The sequence below is a fragment of the Nitrospirae bacterium CG2_30_53_67 genome (assembly GCA_001873285.1).
In the GTDB taxonomy this organism is placed as follows: domain Bacteria; phylum CG2-30-53-67; class CG2-30-53-67; order CG2-30-53-67; family CG2-30-53-67; genus CG2-30-53-67.
Window position 1 is genome coordinate 1 of the sequence record MNYV01000079.1, and the last position, 15,125, is coordinate 15,125.

General features: G+C 50.9%; 12 protein-coding genes. 10 read left to right on the forward strand and 2 right to left on the reverse strand.

Going from position 1 to position 15,125, the window contains the following annotated elements; translation table 11 throughout:
* From AUK29_04705 to AUK29_04715, 3 genes are all read left to right on the forward strand, one after another.
* The coding region (locus tag AUK29_04705) for a Fis family transcriptional regulator (GenBank protein OIP64356.1) at positions 1-1,254 on the forward strand (1,254 nt) is incomplete at its 5' end.
* Between the two features lie 165 nt (positions 1,255-1,419).
* On the forward strand, positions 1,420-2,196 hold the full coding sequence (locus tag AUK29_04710) for a hypothetical protein (protein ID OIP64357.1): 777 nt from the start codon (positions 1,420-1,422) through the stop codon (positions 2,194-2,196).
* Between the two features lie 283 nt (positions 2,197-2,479).
* A complete protein-coding gene (locus tag AUK29_04715) occupies positions 2,480-4,282 on the forward strand; it encodes an SLC13 family permease (protein ID OIP64366.1) in 1,803 nt (600 codons plus the stop codon).
* A gap of 2 nt (positions 4,283-4,284) precedes the next feature.
* On the opposite strand, the gene AUK29_04720 is transcribed toward AUK29_04715, so the two are convergent.
* Together AUK29_04720 and AUK29_04725 are read right to left on the reverse strand one after the other, a co-directional pair.
* Entirely contained in the window at positions 4,285-4,698 is a 414-nt protein-coding gene (locus tag AUK29_04720; protein OIP64367.1) for a hypothetical protein, read from the reverse strand.
* A gap of 27 nt (positions 4,699-4,725) precedes the next feature.
* Positions 4,726-5,691, reverse strand: a complete 966-nt coding sequence (locus AUK29_04725; protein OIP64358.1) for a hypothetical protein — start codon at positions 5,689-5,691, stop codon at positions 4,726-4,728.
* 278 nt (positions 5,692-5,969) lie between these two features.
* On the opposite strand from AUK29_04725, the gene AUK29_04730 reads away from it, so the two are divergent.
* From AUK29_04730 to AUK29_04760, 7 genes are all read left to right on the forward strand, one after another.
* A complete protein-coding gene (locus AUK29_04730; GenBank protein OIP64359.1) occupies positions 5,970-7,700 on the forward strand; it encodes a hypothetical protein in 1,731 nt (576 codons plus the stop codon).
* A 14-nt stretch (positions 7,701-7,714) separates the two neighbouring features.
* Entirely contained in the window at positions 7,715-8,092 is a 378-nt protein-coding gene (locus tag AUK29_04735) for a hypothetical protein (protein OIP64360.1), read from the forward strand.
* 3 nt (positions 8,093-8,095) lie between these two features.
* Positions 8,096-8,764 carry a hypothetical protein gene (locus AUK29_04740; GenBank protein OIP64361.1) on the forward strand — a complete coding sequence of 223 codons (669 nt, stop codon included), beginning with the start codon at positions 8,096-8,098 and terminating at the stop codon, positions 8,762-8,764.
* Positions 8,765-8,886: 122 nt separating this feature from the next.
* On the forward strand, positions 8,887-9,342 hold the full coding sequence (locus AUK29_04745) for a response regulator (GenBank protein OIP64362.1): 456 nt from the start codon (positions 8,887-8,889) through the stop codon (positions 9,340-9,342).
* A 21-nt stretch (positions 9,343-9,363) separates the two neighbouring features.
* Positions 9,364-9,804 (forward strand): two-component system response regulator, encoded by a 441-nt coding sequence (locus AUK29_04750; protein ID OIP64363.1) that lies wholly within the window; start codon positions 9,364-9,366, stop codon positions 9,802-9,804.
* Positions 9,805-10,187: 383 nt separating this feature from the next.
* Positions 10,188-10,442: a hypothetical protein gene (locus AUK29_04755; GenBank protein ID OIP64364.1), complete on the forward strand. Its 255-nt coding sequence runs from the start codon at positions 10,188-10,190 to the stop codon at positions 10,440-10,442.
* A gap of 81 nt (positions 10,443-10,523) precedes the next feature.
* Positions 10,524-15,005 (forward strand): hypothetical protein, encoded by a 4,482-nt coding sequence (locus AUK29_04760; protein OIP64365.1) that lies wholly within the window; start codon positions 10,524-10,526, stop codon positions 15,003-15,005.
* The last annotated feature ends 120 nt before the right edge of the window (positions 15,006-15,125 follow it).

Below are 15,125 nucleotides of genomic sequence, written 5' to 3' on the forward strand. Positions count from 1 at the left end.
GGGCAGAACGCTTTAAAGCTGCTCCGGGAACAGTCTTTTGATCTGGTCCTGACCGACTTGAGGATGGAGAAGGTGGACGGCATACAGATCCTGCAGAAATGCCGTGAACTCTGCCCGGATACCGAGGTCATCATGATCACGGGTTTTGCCACACTGGAATCCGCCGTCGAGACCATGAAACACGGGGCGTTCTACTATATCGCAAAACCGTTTAAACTGGACGAAGTCCGCAAAGTCGTCAAAGAGGCCCTGGAGAAGGTCAGGCTGAAGAAAGAAAATATCCAGCTCAGGGAACAGATCGAAAAATTTCAGGGAAAGGTCAGGATCATCACACAGGACCCCGAAATGCAGCGCCTGCTGGACACGGCAAAACAGATCGCCCCGACGGATTGCAACATCCTGATCAGCGGGGAAAGCGGCACGGGCAAAGAGTTATTCGCCAGATTCGTCCATTTTCACAGCCATCGCTCTCCCGGCCCTTTTTCCGCCATCAACTGCGGCGCATTCACCGAAGAGCTTCTCGCCAATGAACTTTTCGGCCATGAAAAAGGGGCCTTCACCGGGGCCTCGGCTGCGAAGAAAGGATTGATCGAGACGGCATCGGGGGGAACGCTCTTCCTGGATGAGATGACCGAGATGCCTCCATCCATGCAGGTGAAGCTCCTGAGGGTGATCCAGGAAAAGGAAGTCCTGAGAGTCGGCAGCACGGAACCATCTAAAGTCGATGTGCGCTTCATCGCCGCCACGAACCGTGACACCCAGGAGGCTGTCAAGAGCGGCCATCTCAGGCAGGACCTGTACTTCCGTTTGAACGTGGTCTCTTTACATATTCCTCCCCTCTCGGAGAGAAAGGATGACCTCCCCCTTTTAAGCCATTATTTCCTGAAAAAATATGCCGTCCTGATGAAGAAAAGCGTCACGGAGATCTCAGAGGACGTCATCGCCCTCCTCATGGATTATGGGTTTCCCGGCAACGTGAGGGAACTCGAGAACCTCGTCGAACGGGGGGTCGCGCTCTGCAACGGGAATACCATAGAGATCGCCCACCTCCCTGAGGACCTCAAGGAGCTGAACATCAAGACCTTCCGCAAGAAGCATGGGAAGATCCCGTCCCTGGATGAACAGGAGAAGGCGTATATCCAATGGGTCCTGAAAGATGTCAATGGGAATAAAACACTGGCGGCCCAGATCCTCGGCATAGACCGGGTTTCCCTGTGGAGGAAACTGAAGCGATACGGGATCGAGAACGAGTAGTGTTGCACAAAACAATCTTCTGTTGCATATTGCAATAACCCTATCCGGCATAAATCCCGCCATTTCCAAGCATATCTCTTAAATATCAACAGCTTACCTCCTTGGCATCATCCTTGCATAAACATACAAGTAGGCATATTAAAAAACATAAGCGAGGTGAGCATCATGAAAAATATTTTTAAAGTGTTGAAGGATTCCATGGAAGCCGCCGCCTTTGCAGAGGCAGGCGAATTCGAGACCGCACGGAGCATGGCGGCATCCGGCAAAAAAGAAGAGCAAAAAGTCGTGGACATCAAAAAGACCATGGCAGGGTCCCTGTCGAGACTCGATACCATTGAAGAGGCCATCACCTTTGCCGAGGCAGGCGAGATCGACACGGCCCGCCGCATCATGAAGCAGTTGAAGGGCCGCAGTTCCGTAAAAAAGGTTCATGCCGACAGCGAAAAACAGGCGCCTTTATCGGTCCTGGATAAGATGTCTGAGGCCGTGACCTTTGCCGAGGCAGGGGAACAGGAATACGCCAGGGAGCTGATCGGCAAAAAAGAGACTAAACGGCAGAAGATCCTGGTGGTCGGGGGCGACGACGGCTTCTCGGAAACGCTCATGAACTACGCCGTTGGCATGGCAGGACGGATGAACTATGAGATTGTCGCCCTCAGTGTAATTCCCGTCGGGAAACGCATCTTAAATCTCCTGAACGAGAAAAAAGTCGCCGCCGAACTTAAGACCCAGACCCATCAGATGGCCGAGGCTTTCAGAGCCAAGGCAGAGGGAAAAAAGATACCCTTCACGCACATCGTGAAGTTCGGTCCTTTCGACAGGGTGGTCAAAGAAACGCATAAAGAGGTGAAGAGAATCGCCTTTGTGCTGGCGGAACCGGATCAGGTTTGTGATGGCGCCACAGGTTCCGTCCCCGTGTTCTGTCTTGCATCCGGAGAATGAAGTCTTTGAAATCATCGCTTCTCATGGTATATTAGCCCACCGAGGATCGGCCGGAGAGGCCCTGAACGTCGGGTTTCAAATCCCTGATACGAATAGGGCCGCTTAGACTGCTCCGGCTCATCTTTGCCAGATTCATCCCCGAGGAACTGCGGGCCGGAAACTCCCCTTTCACACACGGAGGAACACACTCAGAGGAGGGGGACCTTCAGGCCTTTTCCTTTTTACAACTTGAGAAACAAACGTATTTCATCGGCGCACATCTAAATAGGAGAACGGATCCATGCTGACAACCGATATGATGCTTGTGATGGCTGTGATCGCAGCCGCTGTATTTCTTTTCGTTGTGGAATGGGTCAGGGTTGACGTGGTTGCGATCATCGTGATGGTCTCCCTCCCCCTCCTGGGCCTGGTGACCGGGCAGGAGGCCTTCATGGGGTTCAGCAGTAACGCCGTCATCTCCATTATTGCCGTGATCATCATCGGGGCGGGACTGGACGGGACAGGGATCATGAATAAGGTGGCCAAACCCATCACGCGCCTTGCCGGGAACAGCGAGGCCAGGCTGATTGCCCTGGTGTCCGGCACCGTGGCCCTGATCTCTTCCTGCATGCAGAATATCGGCGCCGTGGCCCTCTTCCTTCCCGCAACGCAGCGGGTCTGCAAAAAGCTCGGCATCGCTCCCTCAAGGGTCTTGATCCCCCTCGGGTTTCTCGGCATTATCGGCGGGTGCCTGACCCTGGTAGGTTCCAGTCCGCTGATCCTCCTGAACGACCTCATGGCCACAAAAAATCTGAAACCTTTCGGGCTTTTCGATGTGACTCCCGTCGGCGCCGCCCTGGTGATCGCCGCCCTCGCCTATTTCGCCTTCTTCGGAAAATTGGTCTTGCCGAGCACGAGCGGTAAAACCGCGCCCTCACAGACCATTGATTTCGGCAAGATCTACTCTTCCGCAAATGAGCTGATCGAGCTCAAATTCCCAAAGGAGTGTGACTGCGAAAAAACCCTGGAACAGATGGCCATCCGTCCCAACTATCTCGTCACCGTGGTTGCGGTTGCCAAACAGGGGGGAAAGAAAAAGATCATGGCCCCCACCTGGGAGACGATCATCAGCCCGAATGACGACATCGCTGTGGTCGGGTCCAGAGAAAACGTCATGCGATTTGCCGAGGATTACAGCATGACGATCAAAGACAAACTCGAGATCTTCGAAGATGAGCTCTCATCGAGCAGTTCGGGGATGGTCGAGACCATTGTCCCCCCGATGTCCAAGCTCGAGGGAAAGTCCATGAAGGAGGTCCATTTCAGAGCGAAATACCAGGTCAACCCGATCGCCGTCAAAAGGCAGGACAAGGTCTATTACGGAGGCATCTCCAACATCATCCTTCGGCAGGGGGACGTCCTGCTCCTTCAGGGGATCTTCGAGAAGTTTGCCATTCTCAAGGAAACCAAAGACCTGGCCTTTCTCACACCCATCGAGACTGAAGTGATGAAAACACAAAAGTCCGGAATGGCCCTTTTATGCTTTGCCGTCGCCCTTCTCCTCGTCTTATCCGGAAAGGTCAAGCTCTCCCTCGCCCTGATGACCGGCGCTCTCGGGATGATCTTAACGGGAGTGATCAACATTGATGAGGCCTATCGTGCCGTAGACTGGAGAACGGTTTTCCTGCTGGCAGGACTGATCCCATTGGGTGTGGCCACGGAAAAGAGCGGAACCGCCGCCTATATCGCAAATCATATCCTAAAAATGATCGGAGACGTCTCTCCGATCGTCCTTCTGACGGTCATCGGACTGCTCACCTCAGCGTTTACCCTTGTCGTCTCCAACGTGGGCGCTACGGTCCTCCTCGTCCCTCTGGCCATCAACATGGCCTTGGGCGCCGGAGCGGACCCGAGGATGGCGGCCTTGACCGTGGCCGTGGCCGCATCCAACGCTTTTGTCCTTCCCACGCATCAGGTCAACGCCTATATCATGGGGCCGGGCGGGTACAGGACCATGGATTACATCAAGGCGGGATCAATTATGACCTTCTTATATCTTGCAGTGATGATCGGCGCCATCTATATCTTCTACGGCATATCCGCTTAAAATTAGTGCCCCCCGGTCTTCAGAACACCGGAGGCTGCCAAGACCAGCACCAGCACCTCGATGATGGCGATCACCGCATAAACCGTGTCCTTCTTTCGGAAGAGAATCGGTATGATCCTGATGTAACAGACGATGGTCACACCTGCAAGAAAGACAATGCCCACAAAGTTGAGGAAATCCCCATGACCGATTAATCCCACCCAGGACCACCCATGAGGAATCCCTGTCTTTGCAAGATAGTCATGGACCGGCATGCCCCAGTAGTTCGGGAGATCCCTTACCGGAAGATAAGGGGTAAGGATCCCCGTAAGATAAACGGTAAAAGTCACCATAAGCATCAGCAGTCCGAATTTCATCCCCTTGTCCAGAATCGCGGCATAGGCAAGCTGTTCTTCCGTGGCCTTTATCTTTTTCATTTTGATTTTCCCCTCTTTCAGCAAAAGTTAATTCCAGATACCCAGCCCTTTCAACAAGGCACGAAGCCCGGCAAAAGAGAGCATGGTGATGACGATGTATTTAACGGCAGCCGGTTTTGTCCTCGTAAGGATCTGGACCCCGACGATGGAGCCGAACATGATCCCGATGATGGAAGGGACCACGATCATGGGGAGCACGGCCCCGTTGTTCACATAGATCCATGCCGCTGAAGTGTCCGTGATGGAGAGCAGGAATTTACTGGTCGCAACAGAGACCTTGAGCGGGGCCCCCATCATCAGGTTCAGGACCGGCACATTGGCCCAGCCGGCGCCGAGACCAAACATTCCTGCCATAATGCCGACAAGGACAAAGGTGGCAAGGGCCTGGGGGGTCCTGTGTACCTGCCAGTTGATCTCCTGATCGGATGAGACCTCATAATAGATCCCGTTGATTCTGAGCGCCGTGGAAAGGGCGTCCGGTTCCTTCACCTCCGGGAACTCGGACTTCTTGGCCATCAACATGATGACCACGATCCCGAGAATGGTGGCGCCCAGAGCGGTTTGAACGACGTTCGTGGGCAGCGCAAGACCGATCATCGCGCCCACAATGGCACAGGCCGAGGCAATCACCGCCACGGGGATGACCAGTCTCAGATCCGCAAGCCCTTTTTTCAGAAGCCCGGGACCCGCGGCAAGGGCGCCTGCCAGGGCGACCAGGAGTCCGGCCCCTCTGACAAAATCAAGGTGAAACGGGAAGAAGCCTCCGATAATCGGCACAAAGAGCACGCCCCCTCCAACCCCGCCGAGAACGGCCAGAATCCCGAGGATGAAAGTGACGACAAAGAGGATCAACGGCCACGCCCACCAGGGGAGGCTTGATTGCTGGGCTGCGGCCTCCATGGCATGTTCCCCGCCAAAGGCGATCCCCGACAGGCTCAACCCGATCACTGCGGCTATGGCAAACCATAAAGAACCCCGTCTCCAACCACCCATTTCAATGGCCTCCTTATTCAGATGCTTTCTTGTTGTACATTGCAACAGGGATGTTACAAATCAAAAATCGGCATATATTAATATGTTTTATTTTTATTGTCAATAAACTTTAATCTGTTTCATTAATGCTTGAATTCATGCCTTTTTTTTATTATACTCCCCCATCATCTGATATATATTCATTCAACGCTTCAATGACCGGAAAGGACATATTCCCTTCAACCTATTATAGCCCGGTTTGATTCGGATATTCCGGGAAAGGGGCATGGAAAGAACCCGTGCAAAAGATCATTCATTATCTAAAAGACCTTCTTTTTTTCCGGCCCTGTGATACCCTGAGCTACTCAGGCAAAATCCGGGACAGGCGTTTAAGAATCAGACTGATATTAATGATTGCGCCCCTTTCTCTGTTCCCGCTCTTCATCGTGATGACCGTAAGCTACTTCTGGCTGCAAAACCTCCTGAAAGAAGATTTCCAGAACCAGTTGAGATGGGATCTTGAGAACACGAAGAACTCGATTGAGTTTTTCGTAAACGTGAAGCTCTCGGCTCTCAGGTTTCTTGCCTCCGGCCATCGGTACGAACAACTATCGAATCAGAAGATACTGGCCGACGTCTTTACCGCCTTCAAACAGGAATTCGGTCAGGTGGTTGACCTTGGCCTGATTGACGCAGAAGGTATCCAGCAATCCTATGCCGGCCCTTATCATCTGAAAGGCAAGGACTATTCCAATCAGGAATGGTTCCATCAAGCGGTTGCCCGTGGGATCTACGTCAGCGACGTCTTTATGGGTTATCGAAAAGTCCCTCATTTTGCGATCGCTGTAAAGAAAGAAGTTCCTGAAGAAGGAAGCTTCTGGATTATCCGTGCGACCATTAATATGGAAACCCTCAACAGTTTTGTATCCTCCATCAATCTCAACAGTGAGGATGACGCCTTTATCATCAATGAGAGCGGCATCCTGCAGACCCCTTCCCGCTTCTATGGAAATGTTCTGGAACAGTACCCGTTACGGAACACACTCAATCAACGGGGCGTCTCGGTGTTGAATACAAAGCAGGCGAATGGGAAACCTGCCATGTTCGGATATGCCTATATCAAGGACTCACCCTGGATCTTATGCACAGTCATCAAATCAAGACCGGATACAAAAATAGCAAGGTTGTTCCAGGGAGAATTCTTTGCGATCCTGATAGGGAGCTTATTATTTGTCATCCTGATGGCCATGCGCATGGCCCAGATCATGGTCAACTGGATCAAAGACTGCGATCAGAAAAGAGAAGCCGCGCTTTCCGAAGCGGAACATGCCAGTAAACTGGCATCCGTGGGCCGCCTTGCCGCCGGCGTCGCTCACGAAATAAACAACCCGCTGGCGATCATCAACGAAAAGGCCGGCTTGATAAAAGATATTCTTGCCATGAGCGGGGACGTCTCTGCACACAGGGAAAAGATCCTGAACTCCGTCAAGGGCATACTCGACAGCGTGAACCGCTCCAGCGCCATTACCCACCGTCTCCTGGGATTCTCCCGCCGTATGGACGTGACCCCGGAGCTTTTTGATGTCAATGACGTGATCAAAGAGGTTCTCGGTTTCCTCGAAAAAGAGATCCTGTTCAGAGACATCCGTCTGATACAGGATCTCAAAGAAGGTCTCCCGATCATTCAGAGCAACAGGGGGCGGCTGCAGCAGGTATTCCTGAACATTATCAATAATGCCATTGATGCGGTGAATACCGGCGGCTGCATTGATATAGCCTCAAAGGTCAAAGACGAGAATACAATTTATGTGGTCGTCAAAGACAACGGCAAGGGAATACCCAAAGCGGCGCTCAAGCATATCTTTGAGCCCTTCTTTACCACAAAAGAAAAAGAGAAGGGGACCGGGCTCGGCCTTTTCATATCATACGGGATTATTAAACAATTAGGAGGGAATATCCTTGTTGAAAGCGAAGTCAAGAAGGGGACCGTCTTTACCATTGAACTCCCTCTGATATCTGCCGCAGGTTAAGTGGAGATTCACCGATGCCGCGCACCAAAGTGCTTCTAATTGATGATGAAGCGGAATTTGTAACAGCGCTTGCAGAACGGCTGCAGTTACGCAATTACGATGCGACCGCGGTATTCTGCGCCGATGATGCCTTCTCGGCTTTTCTCAAAAACCCTCCGGATGTGGTATTGCTGGACCTGAAAATGCCAGGAATGGACGGCACGGAAGTGCTGAAGACCCTTAAACTGTATGACCCTTCCGTGGAGGTGATTATCCTGACCGGTCTCGGAGCGGAACAGAGCGGCAACGAAGGGATCAGGAGAGGTGCTTTTGATTATGTGGTGAAGCCGGTGGATATTGACGACCTCACCGTAAAAATCGACCAGGCCAAGAAAAAAAAGGATAAGGAATAATCTATGCACAATGAGACCGAACAGGCGTTAAGAAACCTGCAACGCCTCTTCATGGGAAAAATTCTTGCCGGTTTTACTCATGAGATGAAGAACTATCTTGCAATTATCAAGGAATCCTCCGGCCTGATGCAGGACCTGATCTCTATGGGAAAATCTTCATCGAAAAAGGATGCTCACCCTTTGGTACCGTCTCTTCAATTAATTGATGAGCAGGTTGACAGAAGCATCCATATACTGAATCACCTGAACCGCTTTGCACACCGGATGGACAGACCTTCTTCCAGTTTTCTTGTTCATGATATCCTGGAGGAACTTATGGTCCTCATGAGCCGGTTTGCAAACCAGAAAAAAATCATCCTTGAGAAAGATTTTCAAAAAAACATCCCCGCGATCATCTCTGATCCGGCAAGACTTCAATGCCTGATCTACTGCCTGATTGAAGAGAAGCTAAACAGGCTCGATGCCAACAGCAAAATTACCCTTCAAACATCCTCCTCAAAGGACAATATACTGATCCGGCTGGTTCCAAAGGGGAATACCCTGAACAAGGAAAACGAAAATGGCCTGCCATCTCATGAAGTTCTGCAGGAGATCATACGGGATTTGCATGGAGAACTTGCTCATGAGGAGAATGAAGCGATAACCATAAAACTCCCTTTGTCCCAAGAGTGATTCTACACCCGCTTGCCGGGTGGAAAATCACTTGTTTTTACCCCTTGGAAATCAGTATTTGCTTGACAAGATAGTGTTATTATATTTATTTTATAACCATCAGAATAATAAGGAGTCACCTTATGAAAGATATTAAGGTATTGCTGGTGGACGACGAAGAGGCCTTCGTCAACACACTGGCTCAGCGGTTAAAGATGCGGGATCTGAAAGTGGAAACCGTGTATAACGGCGAAGAGGCCCTTTCTTATGTCAAGGAAAAGGAACCGGATGTCATGGTATTAGACCTGAAAATGCCGGGCCTACATGGCATGGATGTTCTGCGGAAGATCAGAAAGGCCTATCCAAACATCCAGGTGATTGTCTTGACCGGCCATGGTACGGAAAAAGATGAGATCGAGGCCAAAAGACTCGGCGGTTTCGACTTTCTCAAGAAACCGGCGGACATTGAGACCCTGGTCAGTAAAATCAGGGTGGCCTATAAGGAAAAACTGGAAAGGGCCATGACCGCCGTTGCTTTTGCCGAAAGCGGTGAGTTTGACACAGCACGGGAAATCATGAATGAAGAGGAAAACGATTAAACTGCACAGGAGGAAATGGGGATGTCCGAGGAAATAAAAGCCAATGTTCTATTAGTGGACGATGAAGAGAAGTTTATAGAGGTCCTTTCTCAAAGACTTGAGGGACGGGGACTGAAAGTGGATATCTCGACCAGCGGTGAAAATGCCCTGAAGCGGGTGAAAGATAAAGACTTTGACGCGATTGTTCTGGATCTGGCCATGCCGGGACTCGACGGCATTGAGACCATCCGGCGCATGAGGAAGATGAATCCGGATCTTCAAATCATCATGCTCACAGGACATGCCACGGTGGAGAAGGGCGTCGCCGCCATCAAGGAAGGGGCCGCAGATCTTTTAGAGAAACCTGTGGATCTCAACAAGCTCCTCTTGAAGATCGAAGAAGCCAAACACAAAAAGATCCTCATCGTTGAAAAAGAACATGAGGAAAAAATTAAGGAAATATTAAAGACCAAAAGCTGGTAAGCTCCGTTGGAGAACAAAGCTCTCTATCCCCGTTATCTTCTCTGCCATACCCACGACCAGAATTTCTTACTTTCCTTCCACAGCATGCGAAATTGGCCTTGACAAAAAAGTAAAGCAGATTGCCTTCCTCAAGGAAAACCCCCGCCGTCAATCCCTCAAAATTCACAAACTGGAAGGGTCGGACTTTTGGGAGTTCTATGTAGACGATTTTTACCGGTGCGTATTCCAGCAGGAGGGGAACGTGTACCGCCTCTATTTCGTCGGAACGCACAAACTGATCGACAGGTTCAAGTGATGTTTGATTCATGGAAAATAACATTGCAGCTGGATTATAAAGGCTTTTTATGCTATCGTAACTTTTGATAAGAAAGGATAGCGGAGCCATGAAAGACCATATCACGAAATCGGAAGCCCGCGCTTTTAAGGCGCGCTGGACTTCCGTGAATCTCGCGGAGAAGAGAGAACTGCGCACAACTCCTTTCGAGCAAAAGGCGAAGCAGCTCGCTGCACTAATGGAATCGGCAGAGGGGATGGGCTGGAAAGAAACGCTTGCATCGGAGGAATCCATGGTACGGGATCAGATAGACATAGGCCGTGCAGATGATCACCGACTCGATCATGAGAAAAATCCCCCTTGAATTTCTTTGCCTAAACTGTTTATAATCTTCCAGGTTTTCAAGATTTTTCTATAATTGAGATTTATTTACAGAGAGTGGAAAATGACCACTGAAGACCTGGATTTAAGACCTGCCGATATTCAGCTTCTCTCCACCCCTGATGACATTGCCGCCTTTTTCGCCTCCCTCGGCTGGAACACGGACGAGAAGGCCGGTGCCCGTATCAAGCAGAGCGCCTCTGCGCTCGGCATCACACCTGAGTCAATCGCACGGACCATCAAACACGTCGAACGCCTTGCGGACCAGGAAAACGGCGGTCTCCAGGTTTACCTCTTTGAACTCACCTCGGTCACGGTCGCCGCCGTCAGGGCCTTATCTCGCACCTTCAGAGACCGGGCCGGGAAATATCTTCTTGTCCTCACGAGTGACTACGAAACTATCGATTTCGTCTTCCTCGAACGCATCCTTCCTCCAGCCAAAGGAGCGGGTATCACAATTAAGACCGTCGGCATCCGGCCCCATCCTCTGACCGTCAATCGCAGGAACCCCGACATCATTGCTCTACGGGTATTGAGGCGCTTCACCTATACAGAATCCGACGCCGACGCCCAGGCAGACAAGCTCCTCTCGGCCTTCGGTATTGCAGAATGGTCTGAACGGCTATTCAACAACCGCGCCCTTTTCTCGGACTATTACCTTCAGGAACGCCTGACCCAGTCTCCGGAATGGAGTGAGCCGATCAAACCGCTCCTGCTTAAATTCAGAGAGCTTTATACAAACGTCCGGGAACGGTTCATCGGGCAGAAGGAAGGGGTCGTGAGATCACAGCTTCTCGAACCCGCCTTTGACCTGTTAGGCTTTAAACCCATTGAAGGTAAGTCCGGCGGAGACCCTGCTGCAAAACCGGACTACCGTCTTTACCCAAAAGATTCTGCTACGGGTAATCCACTTGCGGTCTGTCTTGCCTACACCTGGAACCGGTATCTCGACGGCAAGGATGAAACCAGAGACACCGAAACCTCTGATGAAAACCCAGGCGCCCACGTGGTGACGCTCCTTGAAGCAGGCGAGGCGTCGTGGGCCATCGTCACGAACGGAAAGATATGGCGTCTCTACTCGGCGAAGGCCCATTCGCGGGCAACGAACTACTACGAGATAGACCTTGAAGAAGTCCTTGCGATGGCAGACCCGAAAGAAGCCTTCCAGTATTTCTATCTTTTCTTCCGCGCCCCGGCTTTTATTCCGAAAGAGGAACTTTACAAAGGTGAGAAACGGACCGTTGCATTTGTCGATAAGCTCATCGAAGAGAGCGAGACCTATGCCAAAGAACTCGGCGAAAAATTAAAGGCACGAGTATTCGATAAAATATTTCCGCACTTTTCCGAAGGCTTCATCGAGAATATGGGAGGCGCTGAATACGTCTTGTCCCTGCCCGAAAAAGAACGGGAGGAGAAGCTGCAAGACTGCTACCATGGAACGCTTACTTTCCTATACCGTCTTCTGTTCCTGCTCTACTCCGAATCCCGGAACCTCCTGCCCGTCACCGAGGTGAGAGGGTACTGGGAGATGAGCCTTACTCGTCTCAAGGCAGAGGTGGCGAAGCACGCCGGCACTATCCTGGATGAAGCGCCGGAAAAGATAAAGAAAGCCTATCACGGCAGCAGTACGGAACTCTACGACCGGCTGTTCAAGTTGTTCAGCGTTATCGACAATGGTGATTCAGATGTGAACGTCCCGCTTTACAACGGCGGCCTGTTCATCACCAACCCTCCGAAGGACGACGACTCCCCGGAAGTCAAGAACTCTCGCTTTCTCCGCAATCACAAGATACCCGATCGCTATCTTGCCCTTGGCCTGGACATGATGGCACGGGACATTGATGACAAGACTCAGGCCCTCGTCTTCATAGATTACAAGTCCCTCGGCGTTCGGCACCTGGGCTCCATCTATGAAGGACTTCTTGAATTCAAGCTCCGTATAGCCGAAGAAAAGATGGCCGTGGTCAAGGGCAAGAAGACCGAGGAGATCGTTTCCTATGCCGAGGCGAAAAAGGACAAACTGCGTATTCTCACCATCGGACGCGGCAAGAACGCGGAGGAGCGGGTTCTCAAGAAAGGGACTGTTTATCTCGAAAACGACAAGCGCGAGCGCAAGGCCACCGGCTCTTACTACACACCGGACTACATCGTCAAATACATCGTTGAGAACACCGTCGGTCCGGTTCTGGCTGAAAAGCTCGATGCTTTGCGTCCCAAGCTCCGCGAGGCACAGCAGACCCTCAAGAAAGAACGGGATAAATACAAGGCCCTCGGAGGCGCCGGCGACTCACCCGAGAACCAGACTTATCTCAGGCACCGCCATCTCGTGGATGAGCTCTTCGACATCAAGGTGCTCGATCCCGCCATGGGCAGCGGGCATTTTCTGGTCGAAGCCGTGGACTTCATCTCCGACAAGATTCTCGGCGATAGGGAAGGCTTCCTCCGCGCCTTTCCCTGGAACCCCATCACCGCGGAAATGGAAAAGACCCGCCAGACCATTCTGAGCGAAATGGAAAAGCAGGGTGTGAGCATAGACAGAAACCGCCTAACCGACGTGAACCTTCTCAAGCGCCACATCCTCAAACGCTGCATCTACGGCGTGGACCTGAACCCCATGGCCGTGGAGCTTGCCAAAGTCTCCCTCTGGCTCGACTGCTTCACCCTCGGCGCGCCGCTCTCGTTCCTGGACCATCACCTCAAATGCGGAAACTCACTGATAGGAGCAAAGGTCGAAGAAGTGCGGGGAAAAGTTGAAACCGGCCAGTTGAGCCTTCTGGGTGGCACCCACTTCCAGGGGCTGATGCTCGCCACCGACCTCATGCGCCATATCGGTGAGCTTTCGGACGTGACCGCAGAGCAGGTCAGAAATTCCCGGTCAGAGTATAAAAAGGCCGTAGATGCTCTTGCGCCGTTCAAGCGTTACATGGACGTCTACACGAGCCAGTGGTTCGGAAATGAACCGAGGACTGTGGGTAAAGGCAAGAAAAAGACTGAATACAACCCTGCCCTGGAATTTCTCCGATCCAAAGAATCCGAGGAATGGGCAAAGGCGCCGCACAAGGCCAAGCTCCCCGCAGAATGGAAGGGAATCGCCGCTACTACATTTGCTGCCGAGGAAGAGAAACATTTCTTTCACTGGGAGCTGGAGTTTCCCGAAGTTTTCTATGGCCCGCGTCCGGGAACTACACAGGTAATTGAACGAATCAAAGGGGCAGGCTTCGATGCGGTAATCGGCAATCCGCCCTATGATGTGCTTGCGAGTGAGGAGCTGGGTTATGAGATATCAAGAGATGTTGAATACTTCTTAGCATCTGATCTGTATAAACCGGCAGTTCGCGGTGCCCGTAATCTCAATAAGCTTTTCATTTGTCGTGGACTCAGCATAACAAAAGAGAATGGGACATTCTCTTTTATTGTTCCGATGTCGCTTCTTGGTGATGAGCAGGCAACCGGCATACGCAAAATGATGTTGGAGAAGACCGGGGTAATGTTAATTGAGGCTTTCCCGCAAAAAGATGATCCTCAAAATAGGGTTTTTGCAGAAGCCAAGCTGTCAACGGTCATTTTTGTTATACGTTCCGTACCTACGGGTAAAAAGTTCACAATACGGACTCATTCAGGGAAGCTGTTTGAAGATAGTGCTTCAATGTTAGCAGTTGCACCGGCAGATATTCTGACGTTTGATAAGGAAAATGCAACAATACCTTCTTGTACGCAACATGACTGGGATTTGATTGGGTTGATACGACAGGGCGCTATACAACCCATGGGTAATGTTGCAAAGTTATTTGAGGGAGAATTACATGCTCTGACGCATCGAGAGTTCATAAACGCCAACAACAAGGGGCCGGTTATTATCCGTGGTTCAAATGTTACCTTATATGCCTTACGAGAAGCCTCTCAAGGCGAGGAATTAAGATTGGATGTGAGAGCATATCTGAAGGATAAATCAGAAAATAGCAGAGCCTTTGCACATCTCCATAAACGAATAGGTATTCAGCGGAGTGCTCCCCAAAACAATTTCAGAAGAATCATAGCTGCAATGTTGCCTGAAGGGGTATTTTGCTTCGATAAGCTTAAGTACATTCCTCCTGCAGCAAGTAAAATCGACCTCGATTTGCTGATCGCCGTTTTAAACTCAATAATTCTGGATTGGTATTTCAGACTCATTAGCACGAACGCGATGATAAATGAATATCAGTTTAACTCCTTGCCAGCGCCGACATTCAGTGATGAAGGCCCGAGTGTTGATTGGCGATCGTTGGTAAAATCCGGGAAGTGGGCAGATGTTGGAAATATGCTGTGTTCGGTTTGCGTCGAGCCCGGCGTTATGCACAAGCCGGTGCAAGACGCCCTTACTGAAATGAGCCGACAAATCCAGAAGATCGAAGCCGCTCGTGTTCTTAAAAATAGATCCGAGCGCTCCCGACTCGCACCTGAAAGCCAGCCGATACAGAATACCATTGATAGGATCTTGTTCCGTTGCTATGGGCTTTCTGATGAAGAAGCTGAGTATATTTCAAAGCGGTTGCAGGAAATGCTTTAACGTAATGATAAGGAGCAAAATAGGGACAGCGCCCATTTTACTTGACTGAACAAGTAAAGTGAAACATGCGGTTGAGGTCTTTGATTTTGCTCTATGAAATGTCAAGATTCAGGACCCTCG

What these genes read in the sequence shown, in the direction of transcription:
- AUK29_04710 (OIP64357.1), top strand. Translation starts at nt 1,420, where the DNA reads ATGAAAAATATTTTTAAAGTGTTGAAGGATTCCATGGAAGCCGCCGCC.
- AUK29_04720 (OIP64367.1), bottom strand. Translation starts at nt 4,698, where the DNA reads ATGAAAAAGATAAAGGCCACGGAAGAACAGCTTGCCTATGCCGCGATT.
- AUK29_04725 (OIP64358.1), bottom strand. Translation starts at nt 5,691, where the DNA reads ATGGGTGGTTGGAGACGGGGTTCTTTATGGTTTGCCATAGCCGCAGTG.
- AUK29_04735 (OIP64360.1), top strand. Translation starts at nt 7,715, where the DNA reads ATGCCGCGCACCAAAGTGCTTCTAATTGATGATGAAGCGGAATTTGTA.
- AUK29_04740 (OIP64361.1), top strand. Translation starts at nt 8,096, where the DNA reads ATGCACAATGAGACCGAACAGGCGTTAAGAAACCTGCAACGCCTCTTC.
- AUK29_04745 (OIP64362.1), top strand. Translation starts at nt 8,887, where the DNA reads ATGAAAGATATTAAGGTATTGCTGGTGGACGACGAAGAGGCCTTCGTC.
- AUK29_04750 (OIP64363.1), top strand. Translation starts at nt 9,364, where the DNA reads ATGTCCGAGGAAATAAAAGCCAATGTTCTATTAGTGGACGATGAAGAG.
- AUK29_04755 (OIP64364.1), top strand. Translation starts at nt 10,188, where the DNA reads ATGAAAGACCATATCACGAAATCGGAAGCCCGCGCTTTTAAGGCGCGC.
- AUK29_04760 (OIP64365.1), top strand. Translation starts at nt 10,524, where the DNA reads ATGACCACTGAAGACCTGGATTTAAGACCTGCCGATATTCAGCTTCTC.